General features: G+C 56.2%; 24 protein-coding genes and 1 tRNA gene. 21 read left to right on the top strand and 4 right to left on the bottom strand.

The genetic code is table 11. The features are described from left to right. Positions 1 to 13: 13 nt before the first annotated feature. From CZ787_RS04395 to CZ787_RS04385, 3 genes are all read right to left on the bottom strand, one after another. Positions 14 to 370, bottom strand: coding sequence for a RidA family protein (locus CZ787_RS04395; RefSeq protein ID WP_087106579.1), 357 nt, complete (start codon positions 368 to 370; stop codon positions 14 to 16). A gap of 106 nt (positions 371 to 476) precedes the next feature. Further along, complete coding sequence (locus CZ787_RS04390; protein ID WP_087106577.1) at positions 477 to 1,067, bottom strand: exopolysaccharide biosynthesis protein; 591 nt, start codon at positions 1,065 to 1,067, stop codon at positions 477 to 479. Positions 1,068 to 1,326: 259 nt separating this feature from the next. Then, a tRNA-Leu gene (locus tag CZ787_RS04385) sits at positions 1,327 to 1,413 on the bottom strand. A gap of 112 nt (positions 1,414 to 1,525) precedes the next feature. Here CZ787_RS04385 and queA point away from each other — a divergent pair. From queA to secF, 5 genes are all read left to right on the top strand, one after another. After that, positions 1,526 to 2,557 carry a tRNA preQ1(34) S-adenosylmethionine ribosyltransferase-isomerase QueA gene (gene queA / locus CZ787_RS04380; RefSeq protein ID WP_087106575.1) on the top strand — a complete coding sequence of 344 codons (1,032 nt, stop codon included), beginning with the start codon at positions 1,526 to 1,528 and terminating at the stop codon, positions 2,555 to 2,557. Between the two features lie 55 nt (positions 2,558 to 2,612). Then, entirely contained in the window at positions 2,613 to 3,749 is a 1,137-nt protein-coding gene (gene tgt / locus CZ787_RS04375) for a tRNA guanosine(34) transglycosylase Tgt (RefSeq protein WP_172118623.1), read from the top strand. A gap of 112 nt (positions 3,750 to 3,861) precedes the next feature. Beyond that, positions 3,862 to 4,188, top strand: a complete 327-nt coding sequence (gene yajC / locus CZ787_RS04370; RefSeq protein WP_087106571.1) for a preprotein translocase subunit YajC — start codon at positions 3,862 to 3,864, stop codon at positions 4,186 to 4,188. Between the two features lie 132 nt (positions 4,189 to 4,320). Then, the gene (gene secD / locus CZ787_RS04365; RefSeq protein WP_087106568.1) at positions 4,321 to 6,174 is read left to right on the top strand and encodes a protein translocase subunit SecD; all 1,854 of its coding nucleotides are present in this window, start codon (positions 4,321 to 4,323) and stop codon (positions 6,172 to 6,174) included. 64 nt (positions 6,175 to 6,238) lie between these two features. Then, positions 6,239 to 7,165, top strand: a complete 927-nt coding sequence (gene secF, locus CZ787_RS04360; protein WP_087106566.1) for a protein translocase subunit SecF — start codon at positions 6,239 to 6,241, stop codon at positions 7,163 to 7,165. Positions 7,166 to 7,324: 159 nt separating this feature from the next. Here secF and CZ787_RS04355 read toward each other — a convergent pair whose 3' ends face one another. Then, a complete protein-coding gene (locus CZ787_RS04355) occupies positions 7,325 to 8,119 on the bottom strand; it encodes an inositol monophosphatase family protein (RefSeq protein ID WP_087106565.1) in 795 nt (264 codons plus the stop codon). Between the two features lie 197 nt (positions 8,120 to 8,316). On the opposite strand from CZ787_RS04355, the gene trmJ reads away from it, so the two are divergent. From trmJ to CZ787_RS04275, 16 genes are all read left to right on the top strand, one after another. Next, positions 8,317 to 9,054: a tRNA (cytosine(32)/uridine(32)-2'-O)-methyltransferase TrmJ gene (gene trmJ, locus CZ787_RS04350; RefSeq protein ID WP_087106564.1), complete on the top strand. Its 738-nt coding sequence runs from the start codon at positions 8,317 to 8,319 to the stop codon at positions 9,052 to 9,054. 138 nt (positions 9,055 to 9,192) lie between these two features. Then, entirely contained in the window at positions 9,193 to 10,032 is an 840-nt protein-coding gene (cysE, locus tag CZ787_RS04345; protein ID WP_087106562.1) for a serine O-acetyltransferase, read from the top strand. 78 nt (positions 10,033 to 10,110) lie between these two features. Further along, the gene (locus CZ787_RS04340; protein WP_087106560.1) at positions 10,111 to 10,578 is read left to right on the top strand and encodes a Fe-S cluster assembly transcription factor; all 468 of its coding nucleotides are present in this window, start codon (positions 10,111 to 10,113) and stop codon (positions 10,576 to 10,578) included. A 54-nt stretch (positions 10,579 to 10,632) separates the two neighbouring features. Then, positions 10,633 to 11,808 carry an aminotransferase class V-fold PLP-dependent enzyme gene (locus CZ787_RS04335; RefSeq protein WP_087106559.1) on the top strand — a complete coding sequence of 392 codons (1,176 nt, stop codon included), beginning with the start codon at positions 10,633 to 10,635 and terminating at the stop codon, positions 11,806 to 11,808. Between the two features lie 31 nt (positions 11,809 to 11,839). Beyond that, entirely contained in the window at positions 11,840 to 12,166 is a 327-nt protein-coding gene (locus CZ787_RS04330) for a HesB/IscA family protein (RefSeq protein ID WP_087106557.1), read from the top strand. 184 nt (positions 12,167 to 12,350) lie between these two features. Continuing rightward, entirely contained in the window at positions 12,351 to 12,776 is a 426-nt protein-coding gene (ndk, locus tag CZ787_RS04325) for a nucleoside-diphosphate kinase (protein ID WP_087106555.1), read from the top strand. Positions 12,777 to 12,860: 84 nt separating this feature from the next. Then, positions 12,861 to 14,045, top strand: a complete 1,185-nt coding sequence (gene rlmN, locus CZ787_RS04320; protein ID WP_087106553.1) for a 23S rRNA (adenine(2503)-C(2))-methyltransferase RlmN — start codon at positions 12,861 to 12,863, stop codon at positions 14,043 to 14,045. A 100-nt stretch (positions 14,046 to 14,145) separates the two neighbouring features. Continuing rightward, the gene (gene pilW / locus CZ787_RS04315; protein ID WP_087106551.1) at positions 14,146 to 14,883 is read left to right on the top strand and encodes a type IV pilus biogenesis/stability protein PilW; all 738 of its coding nucleotides are present in this window, start codon (positions 14,146 to 14,148) and stop codon (positions 14,881 to 14,883) included. Between the two features lie 36 nt (positions 14,884 to 14,919). Beyond that, positions 14,920 to 15,903 (top strand): RodZ domain-containing protein, encoded by a 984-nt coding sequence (locus CZ787_RS04310; protein ID WP_087106549.1) that lies wholly within the window; start codon positions 14,920 to 14,922, stop codon positions 15,901 to 15,903. An 8-nt stretch (positions 15,904 to 15,911) separates the two neighbouring features. Beyond that, entirely contained in the window at positions 15,912 to 17,027 is a 1,116-nt protein-coding gene (gene ispG, locus CZ787_RS04305; protein ID WP_087106548.1) for a flavodoxin-dependent (E)-4-hydroxy-3-methylbut-2-enyl-diphosphate synthase, read from the top strand. A gap of 45 nt (positions 17,028 to 17,072) precedes the next feature. Next, the gene (hisS, locus tag CZ787_RS04300) at positions 17,073 to 18,368 is read left to right on the top strand and encodes a histidine--tRNA ligase (RefSeq protein WP_087106546.1); all 1,296 of its coding nucleotides are present in this window, start codon (positions 17,073 to 17,075) and stop codon (positions 18,366 to 18,368) included. Between the two features lie 81 nt (positions 18,369 to 18,449). Further along, positions 18,450 to 19,106 carry a YfgM family protein gene (locus CZ787_RS04295; protein ID WP_087106544.1) on the top strand — a complete coding sequence of 219 codons (657 nt, stop codon included), beginning with the start codon at positions 18,450 to 18,452 and terminating at the stop codon, positions 19,104 to 19,106. Next, complete coding sequence (gene bamB, locus CZ787_RS04290) at positions 19,103 to 20,272, top strand: outer membrane protein assembly factor BamB (protein ID WP_087106542.1); 1,170 nt, start codon at positions 19,103 to 19,105, stop codon at positions 20,270 to 20,272. Before CZ787_RS04295 ends, bamB begins: the two co-directional genes overlap by 4 nt. Then, positions 20,269 to 21,672 (top strand): ribosome biogenesis GTPase Der, encoded by a 1,404-nt coding sequence (gene der, locus CZ787_RS04285; protein WP_087106539.1) that lies wholly within the window; start codon positions 20,269 to 20,271, stop codon positions 21,670 to 21,672. Before bamB ends, der begins: the two co-directional genes overlap by 4 nt. Positions 21,673 to 21,849: 177 nt before the next feature. Then, the gene (locus CZ787_RS04280) at positions 21,850 to 22,464 is read left to right on the top strand and encodes a hypothetical protein (RefSeq protein WP_087106537.1); all 615 of its coding nucleotides are present in this window, start codon (positions 21,850 to 21,852) and stop codon (positions 22,462 to 22,464) included. A gap of 182 nt (positions 22,465 to 22,646) precedes the next feature. Then, entirely contained in the window at positions 22,647 to 23,450 is an 804-nt protein-coding gene (locus tag CZ787_RS04275) for a M48 family metallopeptidase (RefSeq protein ID WP_087106535.1), read from the top strand. Positions 23,451 to 23,484: the final 34 nt, after the last annotated feature.

Below are 23,484 nucleotides of genomic sequence, written 5' to 3'. Positions count from 1 at the left end.
CGAACGTTACAAATCAAGCGTTAGGCAGTGCCGCGATAACCATGATTTCCACTTTCCACTCAGGCTTGGCAAGCTTGGCTTCAAGCGCGGCGCGAACCGGGGTACGCCCTGCGACTACCCACGCTTCCCATGCCGCGTTCATCTGATCAAACTCGGCCATATCGGTTACCCATACCTGGGCAGAAATCAGGTGCTCTTTTGAGGACCCTGCCTGAGCCAGCAGCTCATCAATACGCGCAAGCACTTGTTCGGTCTGGCCACGCATATCTGCCGTGGCGTCGGCGGGCACTTGGCCTGCTAGATAAACCGTGCCGTTATGAATAGCCACTTGGCTCATACGTGCATTGCTTTCGTAATAAGTAATGCTCATGGAGTCTCTCCGTCATAAGAAATACAGCTGAGATTACCGCGTTTACATTTAAAATGCTTGCCTGCAAATACGCCAACTTCTTGCTGCATTCAGGCAAACGATTTACCTACCCACTGAACCCTACATACCCGATCACGAAAGGCACCGAGGCCAAAAACAGGATAGAAACCATGGCAAGCAACCCGTCTCTGGTTAAGAGCCCGGCCGCGAAGCAGGCGATAGCCGCAGATGCTATTGAACCCGACGTGGGGATGACTTCCATAAACGGCATAAAGGGTGTCACGGCCAGGATAACGGCGAGAGGCAGGTACAACCAGGGCGGCTTGACGAAAAATACCCAGCGCGGTTTGAGAAAACGCTCAACAAAGTGCACCGGTTTGCGCAGCCAGTTAATCCCTTTACAGAGTTTATGGGTAGACAGCGCTTTGCGTGAAATGAAGCCTGGCAGCCAGAGGCAATCCCGCCCCAGCATTATCTGCGCTACGAGAATAAACTCAATGAAGGCCACAATGGCAGTGACTCCCGGAATCGAGCTTGCGGGAGACGTCGAAATGAGGGCAAACATGAGCATCAGTGACGCAAAGGAGTGCGCACCAAGCTCGTCCACAAGCGACCCGATCGTTACTTTTTGCCCTTGAACCGAGTGTTCAAGGTGGTTCAGAACCTCGCTGAGTGCCCGCGTCGTGTGTTCGGCCATTATTGAGCTCCCTGCTCGCTATAAAGCGTGCCAGGCCGTTAATCAAGCACCTGTATCCATGGCATGCAATTGCCGTCTACAACAACGGCACTGTCACTGTGGAGTGTAGTTTAGATGAGTGTCATCAAATGTTAGATGTCGAGCCAATGGATGGTGTGAGAAAAGGAGGGTATGAGCAATGTTTGCAATGCTTTATGGTATTTTTTGGAATGCCAAAAACCAAAAAAGGGCCTAGCGATGAACGCTAAGCCCTAAAATTTGGTGCCGGTGGCCAGACTCGAACTGGCACACCCGTAAAGGCGGCGGATTTTGAATCCGCTGCGTCTACCAATTCCGCCACACCGGCAATGGATGCGCATTATACGGAGATAACCACGCAGGTCAATCACATTGACTGACTTTATCTAGCGAAGGGGGTATCCTATGCCGCCTGTTTGACCACCGTTAAGAGCCAACCCATGCAGCGCGCGGACTTTTATTTCGAGCTACCCGATGAGCTGATTGCTCGCTACCCTTCTGAGCAGCGCAGCGACTGTCGTTTGCTGTGCGTGGATGGCCAGAGCGGCGCGCTTGAGCATCGCCAGTTCACGGACCTTCTTGAGCGTTTAAACCCCGGCGATTTGCTGGTGTTTAATGACACACGAGTGATTCCTGCCCGCCTACACGGCCATAAAGCCAGCGGCGGCAAAGTGGAGATGCTGCTTGAGCGCCCGCTGGACAGCCACCGGGGCCTGGCACATATCCGCTCGAGCAAGTCGCCCAAGCCCGGCACCGAGCTGATCTTTGAAGGTGATATTCACGCCGTGGTAGAAGGCCGCCGCGACGCGTTGTTTGAGCTGCGCTTTTTAGGCGAGACGCCAATGATCGCGCTGCTGGAGCAGCATGGCCATATGCCACTGCCGCCTTATATCACCCGGGAAGATGAACTCAGCGACCGCGAGCGCTATCAAACCGTTTATGCCCGCCGAGATGGCGCCGTGGCCGCTCCCACGGCGGGCCTACATTTCGACCAACCGCTGCTGGATGCCCTGGCTGAAAAAGGAGTCAACAGCGCGTTTGTCACTCTGCATGTGGGCGCGGGCACTTTTCAGCCGGTACGGGTGGACAATATTCTTGAACACCATATGCACAGCGAATGGATCGAGGTGTCAGAAGCCACCTGCCAGCAGGTACGCGAGGCGCAAGCCGCAGGCAACCGGGTCATTGCCGTGGGCACCACCAGCGTGCGCTGTTTGGAAAGCGCCTGCCAGAAAAGCAGCGATGGGCAGATAGCGCCCTACAGCGGGGATACGGATATTTTCATCTACCCCGGCTACGAGTGGCGCTGTGTGGATGCGTTGATTACCAACTTCCACCTGCCGGAATCGACACTTTTGATGCTGGTGTCGGCGTTTGCCGGTTATGACACGATGATGAACGCCTACCGTGAAGCCGTTGCCGAACGCTACGCTTTCTTTAGTTATGGCGATGCGATGCTGCTCACCCGCTAAGCGCCTTTACGTTGCCCTTAGCGTTTTACCGATGATTTTTTGACGAGTTACCACAATGCGAAACGAATGCTTTATGCGCTTTGAGCGCTTGGCCGACGACGGCCGCGCTCGTCGCGGTCGCCTCCACTTCCCCCGTGGCACGGTCGAAACCCCTGCGTTTATGCCCGTGGGCACTTACGGCACGGTAAAAGGCATGACGCCAGACTCCATCAAGGAGATCGGCGCTGAAATCATTCTGGGCAACACCTTCCACCTGTGGTTGCGCCCGGGTACCGAGGTCATTGAAGCCCACGGTGACCTGCACGACTTCGCCCAGTGGGACAAGCCGATCCTCACCGACTCCGGCGGCTTTCAGGTGTTCTCATTAGGCGAGACGCGCAAGATCACCGAGCAGGGCGTGCACTTCCGCTCGCCGGTGGATGGCAGCAAGGTCTTTATGGGGCCGGAAGAGTCCATGGCCGTGCAGCGCTCGCTGGGCTCTGATGTGGTCATGATTTTTGACGAGTGCACGCCCTACCCGGCCACTTATGAGGAAGCCGAGAAATCCATGGAGCTGTCGCTGCGTTGGGCCAAACGCTCACGCGATGCCCACGGTGACTCGCCTTCCGCACTTTTCGGCATCATTCAGGGCGGTATGCACCCGGAGCTTCGCGAGCGCTCGCTCAAAGGCCTCTTGGAGATCGGCTTTGACGGCTTGGCAATTGGCGGGCTTTCCGTTGGCGAGCCCAAAGAAGAGATGATCAAGGTGCTGGATTACCTGCCCACCTGGATGCCAGACGATAAACCACGCTACCTGATGGGCGTGGGCAAGCCTGAGGACCTGGTGGAAGGCGTGCGCCGGGGCGTCGACATGTTCGACTGCGTCATGCCGACTCGCAACGCGCGTAATGGCCACCTGTTTACCGCTGACGGTACAGTCAAGATTCGTAATGCCAAGCATCGCCATGACACCAGCCCCCTTGAAGAGGGCTGTGACTGCTATACCTGCAAGAATTTCTCGCGCGGCTATTTGCACCACCTGGACCGCTGCAATGAAATGCTCGGTTCGATGCTCAATACCATCCATAACTTACGCTACTACCAGCGTGTAATGGCTGATTTGCGCGCGGCAATCGAAGCGGGTACATTGACGACCTTTGTGGAAGGCTTTTATGCTCGGCGCGGCCTGCCGGTGCCTCCCCTGGCCGAATAGTCATCACCCGCTCTGGCGGGTGAATCAAGGGCCGCTTATCAACATAATTGTTAATTAGCGCCCCCTCTAACCCTTTCACCCATTAAGGGTCTTAACCCAGGAGTTCTCTGCAATGCTGGATTTCTTCATCTCATCAGCCCATGCCCAGGAAGGGGCAGCTGGCGGTGGCATCGCACAAATCGTTATGTTGGTCGGCTTTGTGCTGATTTTCTATTTCCTGCTGTGGCGCCCCCAAGCTAAACGTGCCAAGCAGCACAAACAGCTGGTCACCGGCCTGGACAAAGGCGATGAAGTCGTGATCGGTGGTGGCCTGGTTGGCCGCGTCACCAAAGTCAGTGATGAGTTCCTGACCCTGGAAGTATCTGAAGGCACCGAAGTCAACGTACAGAAAAACGCCGTTGCTGCCGTGCTGCCGAAGGGCACCATTAAGTCCATCTAACGCTTAAAACACCCCTGCCGATTCAGTGCCAGCCACCCCGGCAGGGGTGCCATGGTAGATACGATGGTAAATTTTGCTGTGCGTGGAGCTCCCCGCACAGCAATTCCGTTTGTAATTGAAGGCAGGGCTTGCATGCTCAACCGTTACCCCCTGTGGAAGTATCTGCTGATACTGGTCGTCCTGGTGGTTGGCCTTATCTATTCGCTTCCCAACTTATTCCCCGAAGATCCCGCTATTCAGCTCAGTAGCGCCCAAGGCGAAACGCTGAATGAGCGCCAAATTGAACGCGTTGAGAACGCACTCGGCGAAAACGGCATCGCTGTTAAAGGCGTCGAAGAAGTTAACGGCCTGTGGCTGATTCGCCTGCGTAACGACAACGACCAGCTCAATGCTCGCGATATTGCCGCCGACCTTTTAGGCAATGACGCGACGGTCGCACTAAACCTGGCAGAAGCCACGCCGGCCTGGCTGCAAGCATTTTCCGCCTCCCCCATGACACTGGGGCTTGACCTGCGCGGTGGCGTTCACTTCCTGTTGGAAGTAGATATGGAAGCGGCACTCACCCAGCGCCTGGAAGTGAATGCCAGCGCCATGCGCGAGCTGTTGCGTAGCGAGCGTATTCGTTACCGCAATACCGATGTTGAAGGCCGCTCCCTCTCCATCGACTTTGCAAGCACTGAAGACCGCGACAATGCACGCCGTTTGATCAGCCGTGACTTCCCCAACTTTGACTATACCAATGAAGGCAGCGGCCGCTCCTCCAGGCTGGTGATGGCGCTGAGCGATCAGACCATTAACGAAATTCAGGACTACGCCATCAACCAAAACTTGACCACCCTGCGTAACCGGGTGAACGAGCTGGGTGTTGCCGAGCCGATGGTGCAGCGTCAAGGTCCTAACCAGATCGTGGTTGAACTCCCCGGCGTACAGGACACAGTGGCCGCCAAACGGATCGTGGGCGCGACCGCCAACCTTGAGTTCCGCCTGGAAGCTCGTAACGACACGCCGAGTATGGAAACGGAAACTCACGTATTCCGTAATGATGCATCACGCTCTGCTGAGCTAATGCGCGATGTGATCATTACCGGCGACAGCGTTTCCAGCGCCAGTAACAGTTTTGATGAAAACGGTCGTCCGCAGGTAAATATCAACCTGGATGGCACTGGCGGCACGCTGATGAACCGCGCCACGCGCACCAATATTGGTCGCAATATGGCGGTGCTATTTATCGAGCACAAGAGCGAAGATACGGTCGTCATTGACCCTGAGACCGGCGAAGAGACGATTGAGCGTGAGCCTTATGTAGAGCGCGGCCTGATAAGCCTCGCCACCATTCAAAGCGCGCTGGGCAACAGCTTCCGAATCACCGGGCTCGACTCTCCCACTGAAGCTGCCGAACTGTCGCTGCTGCTGCGTTCAGGTGCGCTGGCGGCGCCGATCTACTTTGTACAGGAGCGCACTATCGGCCCAAGCCTGGGTGCGGAAAACATTCAGCGCGGCCTGCTTTCTGTTCAGGTGGGCCTACTGCTGCTCGTGCTGTTTATGCTGGCGCGCTATAAAGTGTTTGGCATTTTTGCCAACATTGCGCTCGCCCTTAACCTGACGATTCTGGTCGCGGTCATGTCGATGCTGGGCGCCACGCTCACCCTGCCTGGCATTGCGGGCATCGTGCTAACGCTGGGCATGGCGGTGGATGCCAACGTCCTGATCTTTGAGCGAATACGTGAAGAGTTGCGTAACGGGCTGTCGATTCAGCAGGCCATTCATGCAGGCTATGAGCGTGCCTTTACCTCGATTGTCGATGCCAATATCACCACGCTGTTAGTGGCGATCATTCTGTTCTCGATTGGTACCGGCCCCGTCAAAGGCTTTGCGGTCACGCTGTCTATCGGCATCTTGACGTCCATGTTCACCGCGCTAATGGTGACGCGTGCCCTGGTCAACCTGACCTATGGCAGCCGACCCGTCAAAAAGCTATGGATCTGAAAAACATGGATCTGAAGAACATGGATCTGAACCCCGTGCTCAGCCCCGAATGTAAGAGGTGGCAATGAAACCCCTATCACAACTGCAAATCGACTTTATGGGGCGGCGCAACATTGCGTTTATCGCCTCGGCAGTGATGCTTATCGTGTCGATTGGCGCCCTGCTCTTCCAACAGCTCAACCTGGGGCTCGACTTCACTGGCGGCACACTGATCGAAGTTCGCTACGGCGCCGCACCCTCGCTGGATGCCATTCGCCTTCTGCTGGTAGAAAGCGGCTTCCAGGATGTTTCTGTACAAACGTTCGGCGCATCAACCGAGGTGCTTATTCGCCTGCAACAGGCCTTTGATCCTGACGTTGGCAGCGACGTTGTCAACCTGCTAAGTGCCAGCGGAGACAGCGTTACTCTGGTGCGCGCTGAATTTGTTGGCGCCCAGGTGGGCGATCAGCTGCGCGATCAAAGCGGCCTTGGCCTGCTGGTCGCGCTCGGTGTGGTCATGCTGTATGTCGCTTTCCGCTTCCAGTACAAGTTTGCCATCGGTGCGCTGTTGGCGCTGCTTCACGATGTGATTATCGTCGTGGGCGTGTTCGCACTCTTTCATCTTGAGTTCGACCTGACCGTGCTGGCGGCGATTCTGGCGGTTATCGGCTACTCATTGAACGACACAATCGTCGTCTATGACCGTATTCGTGAGAATATCCGTACGTCACGTATCGACGATATGACGCAGATCATCAACGAAGCCATCAACGCCACACTATCGCGCACGCTGGCAACCTCCGGCACGACCATGCTGGTACTGTTTGCCCTGTTAATCCTCGGTGGCGATATGATCGAGAACTTCGCTATCGCCTTGCTGATCGGTATTGGCGTCGGCACGTTCTCCTCCATCTACATCTCTGGCGCGCTGCTTCTGCCACTCAAGCTTTCGCGTGAGGACTTGATCCCCACCAAAAAAGAGCTTGATGAAGAGGAAGAAGAGCTGCCGTAACAAACCGTTCTTGTATAACGACAAAAGGCTCTGCCGGGATAACCCGGCAGAGCCTTTTTAGTGGTTGGCTGGCAACCTGGAACGTCTACCACTCAACATTCACAGCGTGCTATTAACTACCAGCCATTCATTTCCAACTATTCATTTACTACCAGCCCATCAAAAATGCGGCGCCAGTTGTTTGATCAGCGCCTTGTAAAGACGTGGACCTGCGGCCATCAGTTGGCCTTCCACCTTAACGCTCGGCTGACCATCGGGCGTGCCCATTAGCGCACCGGCTTCTTTCAAAAACAGCGTACCCACCTGCATATCCTGCTCTTCCATACCCAGCACAAAGGCGCTGTCCACTCGGCCGCTGGCCAGCTCACACATGTCCAGCAGGCCACAGCCCGTCGCGACAAGAGTTTCTACCTGAGGTGCAAGTTGTTGGGTAACGGTAAGAAATGCCGGCAAGTTGCCAGGACGCAGCCACGCTTCGGGCAGGCTCATGGCTAAACGCGTACCGGTAATCGCGGTGGGTTTGCTAACCCGCATACGCTTGCCATTGTGTTGAGCGCCACGACCACGGCTGGCGATATATTCATCATCGCCAAACGGTGAGATAACCACCGCGTGTTCCGGGCGGCCTTTAACCAGACACACCACTGAGAGAGCAAAGCCTTTACCCGCTACCGCTAAATTAGAGTAGCCATGAATGGGTTCGATCTTCCAAACGGTCTCACTACCTTCGTCTTCACCCGCTTTATGCGAGGTGTAGCGACCCACATAGCCGTGCTGGGGGTAGCCACGCTCCAACTGGTGGATAATGGTCGCCTCGGCCTTGCGCGCCGTGTCTTCAAGCAGACGGTCAAGATTGGATTCTTCATGAGCGTTTTCAATACGCTCACGAACACGTTGAAACTGTTCAACTGCGCTGCGCGCTGCGCGCAACGTAAATTGGACCATCGGATTCATGATCGGGCCTTGTCACAGTGATGTTAAAGAACGTTAGGCGAAGGAATAATTGCCTATGGCGCGCAATTCTAGCAGACCCCTCTCGGGCACGCTATCGACTCGTGCTAAACTGCTCGTTTTCCGCGTTTGTTCGCTATGTTCTGTATCAAGCCCTGTTCTTCATCAAGCCCTGTTCACATTTATCGAGCCCTATCATTATGCTTGAGCGCATTCGTATCGTTTTAATCGGCACCAGCCATCCAGGCAACATCGGCGGCGTTGCTCGCGCCATGCACAACATGGGTCTGGCCGATTTAGCGCTGGTAGCTCCGCGCTGCGAGATCATTACTCAGGACAGCATTTCGCGCGCTTCCGGCGCGGATCATCTTCTGCATCAGGCCAGCGTACATGCAACGCTTGAAGATGCCGTTGCCGACTGCACGCTGGCCGTTGGCGCGAGTGCGCGCTCGCGCACCCTGCCCTGGCCCATGCTGACACCGCGCGAACTGGCAGACCGCCTACCCGGCGAATGTCAGGCATCAACATCACGCGTCGCACTGGTCTTTGGCCGGGAAGATAGCGGCCTGACCAACGCCGAGCTGCAGCGTTGCCACGCCCATGTCCATATTCCCACCAATGCTGACTTTAGCTCGCTGAATCTGGCTGCCGCCGTTCAGGTACTTGCCTACGAGAGCCGCATGGCCTGGTTAAGCCAGCAGGACGCAGCGCCCACGCCTGATGCTGATGATGAGCTAGTGCCCCACGAAGAGCTGGAGCGTTATTTCGAGCACCTGGAGCGCACGCTAATTACCATTGAATTTCATGACCCAGCCCAGCCTCGTCAGTTGATGGCGCGGCTACGCAGGCTCTATTTGCGCGCCCGCCCCGAAAAAATGGAGATGAACATTTTACGCGGCATTTTAACCGCAACGGAAAAATCAGCAGACAAACAATGACCGGCATCCGCAAACCTGGGGTGGGGCAGAACTTGAAGTTACGCACCCGCGCCCCAACCTCGCTATCCTGCTAACGATGCGCTCTGTCATCCGCGATGCCTTAAATGACCGCGTGCCAGCCCTGACCAAGGATCACTCATGTTCCAACGCCTACGTGAAGACATTAACAGCGTATTTGACCGCGACCCGGCGGCCCGCAATTTTTTAGAGGTACTGACCAACTATCCCGGCCTCCACGCGCTGTTAATTCATCGTTGCGGTCACTGGCTATGGAAAAAAAACCTGAAATGGCTGGCCCGTACGCTGTCTACGTTTTCCCGCTGGCTGACCGGCATCGAAATTCATCCAGGGGCCACTATCGGTCGGCGATTTTTTATCGACCATGGTATGGGGGTTGTTATTGGAGAAACCGCGCAGGTTGGTGACAATGTAACGCTGTACCAGGGTGTAACTCTCGGTGGCACCAGTTGGAACAAGGGCAAGCGCCACCCCACCCTTGAGGATGGCGTTATTGTCGGCGCGGGAGCCAAGATTCTCGGCCCCTTTACCGTGGGTGCGGGTGCAAAGGTTGGCTCGAACGCGGTGGTCACCAAGGAAGTACCGCCTGGCGCAACGGTGGTGGGCATTCCCGGCAAGATTGTTAAACGCACCGACCCCGACGTTGAAGAAGCGCTAGAGGTAGACCCGGTTCGTCGCGAGGCCATCTGCCAAAAATTTGGTTTTGACGCCTACGGTGTCAGCCAGGACATGCCCGACCCGGTGGCGCGCTCCATGCAGGCAATGCTGGATCACATGCACGCGGTGGATGAGCGCATTGAACGAATGTGTTCAACGCTGCGTAAGCTTGATGGCAGTTACCATGAAGGAAGCCTGCCCGCGCTGCGCGATGAAGACTTTGCCGATATTCTGGATGAAAACGATACCGGTTGCGCCCCCAAAAGCTCAGATGACAATACGCCGCCTCCGGCTAAAGGTTGACCAAACTACTCAGGCTTTCCCATAATGGCAGCACATTTGCCGGGAGCACGCTGAACGTTCAGCGCCGAGGTGCCTGTCATGCGTTTAACTACCAAAGGCCGTTACGCCGTTACCGCCATGCTCGACTTGGCGCTGAACGGCGAGCTCAGCCCGACCAGTCTGGGGGATATTTCGCAGCGTCAGGGGATTTCCCTCTCCTATCTTGAGCAGCTGTTTGCGCGCCTGCGCCGCTCAGGTCTTGTCCGCAGCGTTCGCGGCCCGGGCGGTGGCTATTTGCTGGCCAAACCAGCGGCCGATATTAGCGTTTCAGCAGTCATTGATGCCGTTGATGAAACGGTAGATGCTACCCGCTGCCAAGGATTATCCGACTGTCAGCAGGGAAGCACCTGCCTGACCCACCACTTGTGGTGCGAACTATCCGGCCAGATTCGACATTTTCTTGATGACATCACCCTTGCCCAATTGATGCAGCGCCCCGATGTTCTACGTATCGCCTCGCGGCAAAAAAATCGCGTTGAAGCGGGTATTCTCGCCTCATCACCGTAATGGCCAAGGGCGTTATTACCGCTGCCCTGGCGCTATTAAATTAAGCGGGTCTTCATGACAACGACAACCACACCTTCACTGCCTATTTATCTGGATTACGCCGCCACTACGCCGGTGGATGCCCGCGTAGCCGAGGTTATGCAGCGCTATCTGACCGCGGACCAGCTATTTGCCAACCCTGCCTCGCGCAGCCATATGCTAGGCTGGCAGGCTGAACAAGTGGTGGAGCAGGCGCGTCGCCAGGTAGCCGATACCATTGGCGCCGACCCGCGTGAAATTGTCTGGACCAGCGGTGCAACAGAAGCTGACAACCTGGCGCTGATTGGCTACCTGCGGGCCAACCGCGAACGCGGCATGCACCTGGTCACGTCTACCATTGAGCATAAGGCAATCGTTGATACAGCGGTTGCGCTTGAGCGCGAAGGCTTTGACGTTACCTGGCTTACGCCCGCACACGACGGTACCATTTCGCCGGAGATGCTACGTGCTGCCATGCGTGATGACACCGCGCTGGTTTCGTTAATGGCGGTCAACAACGAACTAGGCAGCATTAACGATATTGCCGCGCTCGCCGAGGTAGCCCATGAATTTGGCGCGGTTTTCCATACCGATGCGGCTCAGGCCGTTGGCCGAATCCCGTTGGACGTGGTGGCTCAAAAGATCGATTTAATGTCCCTTTCTGGGCATAAAACCTATGGCCCTAAAGGCGTGGGTGCACTGTATGTCAAACGCCACCCGGACATTCGCCTTGAGGCATTGATTCACGGTGGCGGGCATGAGCGCGGCATGCGCTCCGGCACCCTCCCAACGCATCAAATTGCCGGTATGGGTGAAGCATTTTTGCTGATGCAAAAAGAGCATGCTGACGATCAGGCACATATTACGCACCTGCAGCAGCGCTTTTCACAGGGCCTTGAAACGCTGGATGGCGTGGTGGCCAACACCCCGCTTGACCGCGCAGTACCCAATATTTTGAACCTCGCGTTTGAAGGCATCGACAGTGAGTCGCTGTTGATGGCCCTGCGCGATGTGGCCGTTTCTACCGGCTCCGCTTGCAACTCGGCAAGCGTTGACCCTTCGTACGTCTTACTGGGGGTAGGCGTTCCGCGCACGCTAGCACTTTCATCGCTACGCTTTAGTTTTGGACGCTTCACCACGCAAGACGATATTGATCACGCGCTAACCCTCATTCGCCATGCGGTGAGCGGTTTACGAACACTGCCACGCTAAGCGGCTAGCGCTTTTACAAGGAGCACGCCTTATGGCAACACTCAACATTACCCCAGCTGCCGCACAACAGATCCGCCACGTGCTTGATGAACGTGGCCAAGGCCTAGGCCTGCGTGTGTCGGTCAAGCCCAGCGGCTGCTCGGGCTACAGCTATGTGCTGGACTTTGCCGATGAAGTCGGCAGTGACGAAGTTCTCTTTGAAGATCACGGCGCCAGCGTTTATGTGGCACCTGATGCACTTGAGATGCTGGACGGTAGCGAAGTGGACTATGTCAGCGAAGGGCTGAACCGCTTTTTCAAGTTCAACAACCCAAATGTTAAAGATGAATGCGGCTGCGGTGAAAGCTTTACGGTGTAATACGTAGGCGCCAATGTCATCATCGGTATTCAACCCCCGCTTGAGGCGCTATAATCGCGCCCACTCGGTAATCGGTGAACACTACCGTCATTTTGCCGAAACGATTTTCCTTCGCCGCCCCGGTTTGCCGAGGCGGCAATTTCTGCTTTATCCCTTTTTCTAAAGGCCTCAAGGAGATATTTACATGGCTACTGAACGCACTCTGTCTATCATCAAGCCCGATGCCGTTGCCAAAAACGCCATTGGCGACATCATCGCTCGCTTTGAAAAAGCAGGCCTGCAGGTTGTTGCCGCTAAAATGACCCACCTTTCTGAAGAGAAAGCGGGCGGTTTCTACGCCGAGCACAAAGAGCGTCCGTTCTTTAAAGACCTGGTGGGCTTCATGACGTCCGGCCCAGTGGTTGTTCAAGTGCTTGAAGGTGAAGGCGCGATTGCCAAAAACCGTGACCTGATGGGTGCTACCAACCCTAAAGAAGCGGCCCCGGGCACTATTCGTGCTGACTTCGCGGAAACAATCGACGCTAACGCTGTCCATGGTTCCGACTCTGCAGAAAGCGCTGCGCGCGAAATTAGCTACTTCTTCGGTAATGATGAAATCTGCCCGCGCTAATTTTTAGCGGCGCCGTTTCAACATTCGTTGCCGGCCATTTTCGCGGGGGCCTGGCCCCCGCCCCTTTCTAGAACGCTGACCGCCATGACCACCACCGTAGCCCAACATACGCCCGCTTCCCAATCTGCACCTGACAGTGAAACGCCAGCGGCAAAAGCGCCTGAGCGCCAGAACCTGCTTGGCATGTCGCGCGAACAGATGGAAGCGTTCTTTTTGTCGATTGGCGAGAAGAAATTCCGCGCCGCTCAGTTGATGAAGTGGATCCACCAGGAAGGTAGCGACGACTTCACCGCGATGACCAACCTGTCCAAACCGTTGCGCGAAAAGCTGGCAAAAGTGGCCGAAATTCGTGGTCCCAGCGTTATTTACGAAGGCACCTCAACCGACGGTACCCGTAAGTGGGTATTAGAAGTAGAGGATGGCAGCTACGTTGAAACCGTGCTGATTCCCGCTGAAAACGGCAAGCGGCGCACGCTGTGCGTCTCTTCTCAAGTGGGCTGCTCACTGGACTGTAGTTTCTGCTCCACCGGCAAACAGGGCTTTCAGCGTAACCTTACCGCCGCCGAAATCATTGGCCAGGTATGGGTTGCACAGCGCAGCGTCGGGCCGCGCCGTGACACCGCTAACCGCCCGGTTACCAACGTGGTCATGATGGGCATGGGCGAACCCCTGCTCAACTTTGACAACGTAGTGCCGGCCATGAAGTTAATGCTGGATGACAACGGCTACGGGCTCTCCAAGCGCCGCGTCACGCTGTCGACCTCAGGCGTTGTGCCGATGATCGACAAACTGGGCGACGAAATGGACGTAAGCCTGGCTATTTCGCTGCATGCCTCTACAGACGAGCTGCGCAATGAACTGGTGCCGATCAACCGCAAATACAACATCCAAATGTTGCTGGATGCATGCCATCGCTACCTGTCCAAGTGCCCGGACAATCGCCAGGTCACTATTGAATACACGCTGATCAAGGATGTTAACGACCAGAAAGAGCATGCCGAACAGCTCGCCGCGCTGCTTAAAGAGTTGCCCTGTAAGATTAATTTGATACCGTTTAACCCGTTTCCTAACTCAGGGTATGAAACACCATCACGCAACCAGGTCATGCGCTTTCAACAGTGGCTTTATGATTTGGAGTATAACGCGACGGTTCGTATCACTCGGGGTGAGGATATCGACGCAGCCTGCGGTCAGTTGGTGGGACGCGTGAAAGACCGGACGAAGCGCAGCGCTCGCTATATTCAATCGGTACAGATTGACGCTGACTAAACGGTGCTTATCTTGACTTCCGACGAGCACAGCGCTTTGATGGACACGGTTTATTCGTTGTGCCGGCGGTTAGTTAGCTATTTACACCATGAGGATCAACATGATCTGTCACTACAGGCGTTTTAACCCGTTTAGGGTGCCCATGTTCGCTGTACTATTTAGCAGCGTATGGCTCGCCGGTTGTGCCACATCAAACACGTTACCTTCTCAGGCAAGCAATGACGCCAAGGATGCGTATACGCAGCTCGGCGTTGCCTACCTGGAGCGCAACAATCTCCCACGGGCGCGCGCCGCCCTGGGTCACGCGCTGGAGATCGACCCGCACCATGCCAAAGCATTGCAGGCCTTAGCCATGGTCTATCAACAGCAGGGCGACATCGAACTTGCCGACCAATATTTTAAACAAGCGATCGACGCCGACCCGACATTTACCCGTGCCCGCAATAATTACGCGGCATTTTTGTATCAGCAGGGGCATATTACTGCCGCTTGCGATCAGTTGGAAAACGCATCTAATGATGCCCAGTACGCCAACCGTGCCCAACTTTTTACCAACCTGGGCCAATGTTATTTAGCGCTGGAAGAGTTTGATAAAGCGCGTGGGCGTTTAGCCCGCGCGCAGCGTATCGACCCGCGACAGTCGCGGGGGTACTTGACGTTAGCCGAACTGGAAGTTTCACAGGGCAATTACCATGAGGCCTGGTCACCGTTGCACACCTATTTGCAGTTGGCCGGGCCAGACCGGGCAGCGCTGGAAATGGCAATTGATATCGCTCATGCCCAAGGCGACCATGCTGCGGCAGCCGATTACCAGCGCCAGCTTGGCCTTATGAACTGACGCCCTGACCACTTAATTATTTAAGGATGCTCAGCCATGAGCGACACACAGTTACAAGATAGCGTTACTTCCTCCCGTTCCACCTCCTCTCCCGGCGAGATTCTTTTGCGCCAACGAGAAGAGCTCGGCGTGCCCATTGGAGAGGCGGCGCGTGCGCTTAATTTGCGGCCGGCTGTCGTTGATGGCCTTGAACATGATCGTTATGACGAAATTCCGGTTATTGCTTACCGTCGTGGTTACCTGCGCTCCTACGCCAAATACCTGGGTCTGAGCGAGCATGTGATCCTGGACGCTTACCAGGAGCGCTATGGCGCCGCGGATGCCGAACGAAAAGTGATTCCGGTGGCGGTTAGTCGACCCCCCTCAAAGCTGGGTGCCTGGTTATTTAAGCTGGTGACCTTGCTGGTGATTGCTGGCCTGATCGGCGTAACCGTAATGTGGTGGCAGAGCCGTGGTGGCAGCGAGCCGCCTGGCTTTAATGAGACGTCCGGCGTTGAAGAAGGCAGCGAAGTACCGTCGGCATCGGGTACCGGTGCTGAGCCCCCGCCGCCTCAGCAGCCCGCCATCACCTCGCCCGCCCAGCCGGAAAACGATACGGCCACGGGTGATACCGCTGGTAATAGTGAAACGCTGCCTACTGATAACGCGGAGCAGACCGCGACAGTCAACAATACTGCCGCACTTGATATTGCGGCAGACACGGATGCGGCTGACGCTGATGTAACAGAGGCTGATGAAGGTGCCACCGAGGAAGCGGCAACGGCCCCGGCGGGCAGCCCTGGCCAGATGGAGCTCACGTTTAACGAGCAGTCCTGGACTGAAATCTTCGATGCCAACAATCAACGTGTATTTGTTGGCTTACAAACGCCCGGCACCAATGTAACCGTTGAAGGTGTGCCGCCGTTTCGTTTAACCGTAGGAAACGCCACTGGCGTCGTACTGCGTTACCAAGGTGAGCAGATCAACCTTGCAGAACGCGCAGGCGCCAACAATGTCGCCCGATTTACCCTGGGAGAGTGACCCGTCTTATGCACGCCCCTTCTCCGATAAAACGCCGCCAGTCCCGCCAGATTCACGTCGGTAATGTGGCGGTAGGCGGAAATGCGCCTATTTCCGTACAGAGCATGACCAACACCAACACGCTGGACGTGGCGGCTACCGTTGGGCAGATTCAGCAGTTGGAAAAAGCCGGCGCTGACATCGTACGCGTTTCCGTACCGGACATGGACGCCGCCGAAGCCTTTGGCAAAATCAAGCAGCTAGTGGATGTGCCGTTGGTGGCCGACATCCACTTTGATTACAAGATCGCCCTGCGCGTCGCGGAGCTAGGCGTTGACTGCCTGCGCATCAACCCCGGCAATATTGGCCGTGAAGATCGCGTACGCGCGGTGGTGAGTGCCGCACGCGATAACGGTATTCCTATCCGCATTGGCGTTAACGCCGGTTCGTTGGAAAAAGACCTTCAGAAAAAGTATGGCGAGCCCACGCCTGCCGCGCTGGTGGAATCCGCCATGCGCCATATCGACCACCTGGATCGGCTCGATTTTCAAGAGTACAAGGTCAGCGTAAAAGCCTCTGATGTGTTTATGGCCGTCGCGGCTTACCGTGATCTTGCCACGCGCATTGAGCAGCCGCTTCACTTGGGTATTACCGAAGCAGGCGGGCTGCGCTCGGGCACCGTTAAGTCGTCTATTGGCCTAGGCATGCTACTGATGGATGGTATCGGCGACACGATTCGAGTGTCACTTGCCGCCGACCCGATAGAAGAGATTAAAGTCGGCTTTGATATGCTCAAAAGCCTGCGCCTGCGCGCCAAGGGCATCAACTTTATTGCCTGCCCCAGCTGCTCACGCCAAAACTTTGACGTTATCAGCACCATGAATCAGCTTGAAGAGCGTCTGGAAGACATCATGACGCCACTGGATGTTTCAGTGATTGGCTGCGTCGTTAACGGCCCGGGTGAAGCAAAAGAGACCGATATTGGCCTGACCGGCGGCAGCCCCGCAAACCTGGTGTATATCGACGGCAAACCGGCCAGCAAACTGCGTAACGATCACCTGGTGGATGATCTTGAGCGGATGATCCGCGAAAAAGTGCGCCAAAAACAGCAGCAAGAAGATGACATGATCGCCCGCAGCGTTTAATGCCGGGGTCATGCATCAGCCAGGATGCAGAACGAGGAGTTTTCATTGAGCAAGTCCGCTGTTAAAAAGATTCAAGCCATCCGTGGTATGAACGACCTGTTGCCCAGCGATAGTCCTCGCTGGCAATTTTTTGAGACCAAAGTACGTCAGTTAATGCATCGCTACGGCTTCGATGAAATTCGCACGCCGATTGTCGAGCAAACAGCGCTGTTCGCCCGCTCGATTGGTGAAGTGACCGATATCGTCGAAAAAGAGATGTACACCTTCGACGACCGCAACGGCGATAGCCTGACACTGCGTCCTGAAGGCACCGCCAGCTGCGTGCGCGCAGCGATGGAGCACGGCCTACTCTACAACCAGACCCAACGGCTTTGGTACCAGGGTCCGATGTTTCGTCACGAGCGCCCTCAAAAAGGCCGCTATCGCCAGTTTCATCAGGTAGGTGTTGAGACATACGGCTTTGAAGGGCCGGATATCGATGCCGAAGTGATTCTGCTCTCGGCACGCCTGTGGAAAGAGCTAGGGCTGTTTGAGCATGTCACGCTTGAGCTTAACTCGCTGGGGTCTGCCGAGGCGCGGGTGGCCTACCGTGAAAAGCTGGTGGCTTATTTCGAACAGCATCGCGAAGTGCTTGATGAAGACTCTCAGCGCCGCTTGATCAGTAACCCGCTGCGCATTCTGGACTCTAAAAATCCGGCCATGGCGGACATGCTTAACGGCGCGCCGCAGCTCATGGATCATCTTGATGATGCGTCGCGCGAACACTTCGAGCAGTTGAAAGCCATGCTGGATGCGGCGGGCATCCCCTTTGTGATCAATCCTCGCCTGGTGCGCGGGCTCGACTACTACTGCCGTACGGTGTTCGAATGGACCACCAGTGCGCTGGGTAGCCAAGGCACGGTATGTGCTGGCGGTCGTTACGATGGCATGGTGGAACAGCTGGGCGGCAAGCCAACCCCAGCGGTTGGGTTCGCCATGGGTATTGAGCGGTTAATCCTGTTGCTGGAGACGCTAAACCTGGTGCCGGACGAAGCCCTGGGCGGCTGCGATGTCTATCTCCTGCCTATGGACGATAACGCAACGATTGCCGCGCTCACGCTTGCCGAACAGCTGCGTAGTGAGCTTCCCGACTTGCGCCTTCAACTGCACTGCGGCGGCGGTAGCTTTAAAAGCCGCATGAAAAAGGCCGATAAAAGTGCTGCGCCCATCGCCATCCTGCTGGGCGAGGACGAACTGGCCGAACACGCCGCCACGCTTAAGTTCTTGCGCGATGACCGCGAGCAGCAGCGCGTGAGCCAAGCGGCACTTTCTGCCACGCTAGGCGACCTTCTGGCCCACTAAGCCAAACAAACAGGCGCTGTGCGCTTACAAATAACTAATCGCCGCTGTGCTGCGGCGATTTTATGCAATAGGAGGCCGCCCGTGGCGGATCGAAGCGAAGAAGAGCAGTTGGATGTCGTTAAGCGCTGGTGGAAAGAGAATGGAACCTCTCTGATTGCAGGTGCCGCTCTTGCTGCTGCGGGCGTCTTTGGCTGGAATGCATGGCAAAACTATCAGCAAGGCCAGTCGGAAGCCGCTTCGGTGCGCTACCAGCAGTTGATCAACGTTGCCATGGCCAACGAACTGGATGAGCAGCAAACGGCCAGCGCCCGCGAGCTAATTAGCGAGCTTACCGACGATTACGGCAAAACGCTCTATGCTGAACTGGCGCTGCTTATGGACGCTCGGTTAGCCGTACAGCAGGGCGATATCGATGCGGCAAAGGTCTCTCTTGAACAGGTAGCCGATAACTCATCGCGTCGCTATGTGCAAAGCCTGGCCTGGCTGCGTCTGGCACGCATTGAGGTCGCCAACGGCAATCCTGAAGCGGCACTTGCTTTACTGGATGAGCCGATCAGCGAAGCCCTGGCGGCGCAGCAAGCCAACGTCCGCGGTGATGCCTACGCAGCCCTTGGGCAAACCGACCAGGCGCGGAGCGCTTGGCAAAACGCGCTGGAACTTGCAGAGAGCCTCGACCAAACGCTTTACGGCGTACAATTCAAGCTTGACGATCTTGGCGCCGAGGAGGCGACACAATGATGAATCTGCGTCTTTCCAAACAGATCATGCGCGTGACGCTAGGTGCGGTAGCCATTGCTCTGCTGGCAGGTTGTGCCAATAAAGGCGAACCCGCGTATACGCCCAAAGAGCTGCGTAGCTTTGATGAAACATCAAACCTGACCACGCAGTGGCGCCAGAATATCGGCAGCGGCCTGGGCCGGGCGCGTTACCCTATCGCACCTTCCCGTGAAGGCAGCACGATCTTTGCCGCCGACGCACAAGGCCTGGTCATGGCATTAAACGCTAACACCGGTGATCGTGAGTGGCGCGTAGAGCTTGATACACCGATCTCCAGCGCGCTGACCGCGATTGCAGGCCAGGTCTACCTGGGCACTCGCAACGGTGAAGTGATTGCACTTGATCAACGCGATGGCAGCGTAAGCTGGCGCTCCAGAGTATCCAGCGAAGTGCTGGCCGCGCCTCAAGCCAACCAGCAACTGCTGGTCGTACAAAGCGTTGATGGTCAGATAACGGCGCTAGACCGCACCAACGGTCAGGAGCGCTGGGTTTATACCAGTTCTCAGCCTGCCCTTACCCTTCGCGGTACCGGGACGCCGATGGTCATTGACCCGGTCACTTTCGTCGGCCTCGCAAACGGACGTCTGGCCACGCTTGATAACCGTAGCGGCCAGCCGCTGTGGGATATGCAAATCGCCACCCCCAGTGGCCGTAGCGAAGTTGAGCGACTGGTCGATATTGCCGGCCAGCCGCTGATTACGCCTGACGGCCGCCTGTTTGTCACCAGTTACAATGGTCGCGTGGTGGCACTGGAAGCCACACGCGGCAGCGTACTCTGGGAAAGTAATCTCTCTAGCCGCCATTCACCGCTGATGGTGGGTAACTATCTTTATGTGGTTACCGACGACAGTCACCTCGTCGCGCTTGATGCCGAAAATGGCCAAGAAATATGGCGTAACAATGAACTTGAAGATCGTTGGCTTACCGCCCCAGCCTTTGCTGATGGCCGTATCGTGGTTGGCGATTTTGAAGGTTATGTCCATTTGATCGACGCGCGTGAAGGTAACATCGTGGGCCGCACCCGGGTGCATAAATCCGGCATTAGCGTGTCCCCCATTACTGATGGCAGCACCATTCATGTCCAGGCCGACAATGGTCGTCTGGAAACCCTGGAAGTCACTCCATGACACCCGTCATTGCTTTGGTCGGTCGCCCCAATGTGGGCAAATCGACATTGTTTAACCGCCTAACGCGTTCGCGTGATGCACTCGTGGCCGACTTTCCCGGCCTCACCCGCGACCGCAAGTATGGCAACGGCATGCTGGGCGGAAAAGCCTATACGGTGATTGATACCGGTGGTATCAGTGGTGATGAGGAAGGCATTGATGCGGCGATGGCAGAACAGTCGCTTGCCGCGATTGATGAAGCCGATATTGTCCTGTTCCTGGTCGATGCCCGTGCCGGACTTAACGTCGCTGATGAAGCGATTGCCAACCACCTACGCGTTAACCAGAAAAAAACCTGGTTGGTGGTGAACAAGACCGATGGTCTGGAAGAGCACTCGGCCATGGCCGACTTCTGGAAGCTGGGCCTTGGCGACCCTTGGGCCATTGCTGCCGCGCACGGGCGTAACGTTTCAACGCTGATTGATACCGTGCTTGAGCCGTTTCCCGAGCGCGACCCCAGCATTCCAGCGGATACCGGTTCCAAAGGCATCCGCATTGGGGTAATTGGTCGCCCCAACGTGGGCAAATCCACACTGGTCAACCGCCTTCTGGGTGAAGACCGTGTCGTGGTGTTCGATGAAGCCGGTACCACGCGTGATGCTATCGAGATTCCTTTCGAGCGTCGCGGCAAGCCGTATGTTTTGATCGACACCGCCGGTATTCGCCGCCGCAAGAACGTGAGCGAGATTGCCGAGAAGTTTTCCATTATCAAAACCCTTGACGCGATTAAAGAGTGTCATGTGGCGGTGATGGTGCTGGATGCCCGCAGCGGCCTGGTTGAGCAGGATCTTCACCTGTTGGATTACGTGCTAACGACGGGGCGTGCGCTGGTACTGGCGATCAACAAGTGGGATGGCCTGGAGAGCGAAGCAAAAGACAAGATGCGTGCCGATATCAAGCGCCGCCTGGGCTTTGCCGACTACGCTGAAATGCACTTTATTTCAGCTCTGCACGGTACCGCAGTGGGTGATTTATACCCCTCCATTGAGCGGGCATTTAATGCGGCCAACGCACACTGGTCGACCAACCGGTTGACGACCCTGTTACAGGATGCGGTCAGCCAGCACCAGCCCCCGATGGTTAACGGGCGGCGTATTAAGCTGCGTATGGCCCACCAGGGCGGCAGCAATCCGCCGATTATCGTTGTGCACGGTAATCAGACCGCGTCGGTTCCTGAAGCGTATCGCCGCTATCTGATCAATACTTTCCGTAAGGTGTTGAAGGTGCGCGGCACGCCCATGCGGTTTGAGTTCCGCTCAGGCGATAACCCGTTTGACTCTATGGCCGGGGCCAGTGATAAAGAGAAAGCTAAAAAGCGCGAGCTTACCCGCACCAAAGATGCGCGGAAAAGCCGTCGTTAAACGCTCCATGCGCTATCCCGCAGTAATAACGCCTGCTTGTTTAAGCAGGCGTTTTTTGTTTCAGGCGAACATGTACAAATTTGCTTGACAGAAATCAGCGCGGGCCCTCAAATAGCCGCGCTTTTAGCTCATGCTCCCCGGCGCTTGCCGCCACCACCCTTCTCAGGAGGGAACCCTATGTTGTATGCCGTTCGTCACTGGCGCTGGCTTGTGATGCTGAGTTTGGCAAGCCTGCTTACCGGCTGCCTTGCACTCCCCCAAACGGGGCTATTTGCCTTTCGCTTGGCCATTACCTCACTCGGCGTGGAGAATGTGCGTGTCGGCCCCTACTCCATTGACGCAGGCCTGGACACCAGTGACTTGACCAGTCTGCTGGCTTCAAGCCTGGGCATGGGTAGCCTGCCGGTTCAGGCAACGCTCGCGATGGGCCTTGGGCTGCCTGCGGGAATGCCGGCGGTAGCCATGTCAGGCTTTAACTGGACGCTGGATATGCCAGGTGTTGACCCCGTAGAAGGGGAGTATACCCAGGATGTTTCATTAACCTCGGGCGACGCCGCCAATCTACGCTTACCGGTGGCATTTGATATCCTGGGCACCGATGCCCAAAAAATGGCGCCAATGCTGAAGTTGGTCCATCAGCTTGCCTCTCAAGGCGAACTTCCCGCAGGCAGTGAGCTTGCGATCACGCCGGGCGATCTACGCGGCTTAGGCATGACGCTACCGGCGGGACTGCTCACACCGACCATTCGCCTTAATGTGGGTGAAGATGGTCAGCTAACCCCTCAGCGTTAAGCTGTTTCTGCCAGGCATGGAAACAGAGGCTAGCCAATGCTCCACGTGGTCAAGTCATCTGGTTAAACGTCGGCTCAGTTCAGCGTCTCAAGTGCATTAAGTGATAACAAGGGGATTGATTTACCCTACACAGTGGTTATCTTGTTTGCATGGAACTCAATCATCTTTAAGGAAATCATCTCATGCGTTGGCTTCGTCCCTTTGCTGTTACTGCGCTATGCGCTTCTTTAGCGGCCTGCTCAACGTCCCCTACCGGACGCTCGCAATTATTGCTGCTTTCCGATGACCAGCTTAACGAGATGGGCCAGCAGGCATTCGCCCAGTACCAGCAGGATATTCCTACCGCAGGCCAGGCAAGCCACCGCTATGTGCAGTGCATCACCACTGCCATCGTGGATGTATTACCGACTGAACAGCGTAATCTTGACTGGCAAATCCGGGTATTTGAAGCCGAACAGCCCAACGCCTTCGCGCTGCCTGGCGGTTATATGGGGGTCAATACCGGCATGCTGACTATTGCCACCAACCAGGATCAACTGGCCTCCGTGGTAGGCCATGAAATTGGTCACGTACTTGCCCGCCACGCCAATGAGCGGGCATCGACCGAAAACGCCACGTCGCTAGGGCTTTCGGTTATTTCCAGCGCATCGGGTATGCAAACCCCTGGCGGACAACAGCTGATGGGCGTGCTGGGCATGGGCGCGCAATACGGCATTGCCTTGCCGTTCTCACGTAGCCATGAAAGCGAAGCGGATGTGATTGGCCTGGACCTGATGGCGCAGGCAGGCTTTGACCCGCGTCAAAGCGTTACGCTCTGGGAAAACATGCAGGCCGCCTCGGGTGGTGGCGCGCCACCGGCCTGGATGTCGACGCACCCAAGCCAGGGGCAGCGCATTGAGGGCCTACAAGCCAATATGGATAGAGCGCTTGCCACCTACGAGCAGGCGCGCAGCAGCGGGCACACGCCTAACTGCCAGCGCCCGTAACCCTTTGCTGTAATTTTTAACGATAAAGGGCCGA

Source organism: Halomonas citrativorans (genome assembly GCF_900163645.1).
In the GTDB taxonomy this organism is placed as follows: domain Bacteria; phylum Pseudomonadota; class Gammaproteobacteria; order Pseudomonadales; family Halomonadaceae; genus Vreelandella; species Vreelandella citrativorans.
Note: the sequence above shows the minus strand (reverse complement) of the source record. Positions and strands in the feature narration are given on the sequence as shown.

Excerpts from the sequence above, each read along its gene's own strand:
- CZ787_RS04395 (WP_087106579.1), bottom strand. The coding sequence starts at position 370 with ATGAGCATTACTTATTACGAAAGCAATGCACGTATGAGCCAAGTGGCT.
- CZ787_RS04390 (WP_087106577.1), bottom strand. The coding sequence starts at position 1,067 with ATGGCCGAACACACGACGCGGGCACTCAGCGAGGTTCTGAACCACCTT.
- queA (WP_087106575.1), top strand. The coding sequence starts at position 1,526 with ATGCAGCGCGCGGACTTTTATTTCGAGCTACCCGATGAGCTGATTGCT.
- tgt (WP_172118623.1), top strand. The coding sequence starts at position 2,613 with ATGCGAAACGAATGCTTTATGCGCTTTGAGCGCTTGGCCGACGACGGC.
- yajC (WP_087106571.1), top strand. The coding sequence starts at position 3,862 with ATGCTGGATTTCTTCATCTCATCAGCCCATGCCCAGGAAGGGGCAGCT.
- secD (WP_087106568.1), top strand. The coding sequence starts at position 4,321 with ATGCTCAACCGTTACCCCCTGTGGAAGTATCTGCTGATACTGGTCGTC.
- secF (WP_087106566.1), top strand. The coding sequence starts at position 6,239 with ATGAAACCCCTATCACAACTGCAAATCGACTTTATGGGGCGGCGCAAC.
- CZ787_RS04355 (WP_087106565.1), bottom strand. The coding sequence starts at position 8,119 with ATGAATCCGATGGTCCAATTTACGTTGCGCGCAGCGCGCAGCGCAGTT.
- trmJ (WP_087106564.1), top strand. The coding sequence starts at position 8,317 with ATGCTTGAGCGCATTCGTATCGTTTTAATCGGCACCAGCCATCCAGGC.
- cysE (WP_087106562.1), top strand. The coding sequence starts at position 9,193 with ATGTTCCAACGCCTACGTGAAGACATTAACAGCGTATTTGACCGCGAC.
- CZ787_RS04340 (WP_087106560.1), top strand. The coding sequence starts at position 10,111 with ATGCGTTTAACTACCAAAGGCCGTTACGCCGTTACCGCCATGCTCGAC.
- CZ787_RS04335 (WP_087106559.1), top strand. The coding sequence starts at position 10,633 with ATGACAACGACAACCACACCTTCACTGCCTATTTATCTGGATTACGCC.
- CZ787_RS04330 (WP_087106557.1), top strand. The coding sequence starts at position 11,840 with ATGGCAACACTCAACATTACCCCAGCTGCCGCACAACAGATCCGCCAC.
- ndk (WP_087106555.1), top strand. The coding sequence starts at position 12,351 with ATGGCTACTGAACGCACTCTGTCTATCATCAAGCCCGATGCCGTTGCC.
- rlmN (WP_087106553.1), top strand. The coding sequence starts at position 12,861 with ATGACCACCACCGTAGCCCAACATACGCCCGCTTCCCAATCTGCACCT.
- pilW (WP_087106551.1), top strand. The coding sequence starts at position 14,146 with ATGATCTGTCACTACAGGCGTTTTAACCCGTTTAGGGTGCCCATGTTC.
- CZ787_RS04310 (WP_087106549.1), top strand. The coding sequence starts at position 14,920 with ATGAGCGACACACAGTTACAAGATAGCGTTACTTCCTCCCGTTCCACC.
- ispG (WP_087106548.1), top strand. The coding sequence starts at position 15,912 with ATGCACGCCCCTTCTCCGATAAAACGCCGCCAGTCCCGCCAGATTCAC.
- bamB (WP_087106542.1), top strand. The coding sequence starts at position 19,103 with ATGATGAATCTGCGTCTTTCCAAACAGATCATGCGCGTGACGCTAGGT.
- der (WP_087106539.1), top strand. The coding sequence starts at position 20,269 with ATGACACCCGTCATTGCTTTGGTCGGTCGCCCCAATGTGGGCAAATCG.
- CZ787_RS04280 (WP_087106537.1), top strand. The coding sequence starts at position 21,850 with ATGTTGTATGCCGTTCGTCACTGGCGCTGGCTTGTGATGCTGAGTTTG.
- CZ787_RS04275 (WP_087106535.1), top strand. The coding sequence starts at position 22,647 with ATGCGTTGGCTTCGTCCCTTTGCTGTTACTGCGCTATGCGCTTCTTTA.